The sequence below is a fragment of the Bacillus sp. JJ783 genome (assembly GCF_036963225.1).
In the GTDB taxonomy this organism is placed as follows: Bacteria; Bacillota; Bacilli; order Bacillales; family Bacillaceae_G; genus Bacillus_A; species Bacillus_A cereus_U.
The window spans coordinates 1-291 of record NZ_JBALMG010000205.1 but is presented as its reverse complement, the minus strand read 5'-3'; positions in this window follow the sequence as shown (position 1 = coordinate 291).

Here is a 291-nt window from a genome sequence, read left to right as displayed (position 1 = left end):
ACTTTATTTCAAATCCACACTCTCTCTAAAGTACCTCTTACATTTAAAAGAGAAGTGAAAGTAAAAAAATGTAAGGATTAAAATATTAATGTTACTTCGAACACCCCAAATTCATCAAAATGAAAATTTATAGCCATATCATTCCCCTTTCCATCAAAACATGAAACAAAAATGATATTATGTAACTCTTTTTACTAACTCGAAATTTTTTTCTAAAAGTGCTTAAAGCTTGATATATAAGCTTTTCTACTACACCTATACTATTAGTTATGAAAATTTATAGCTATATGA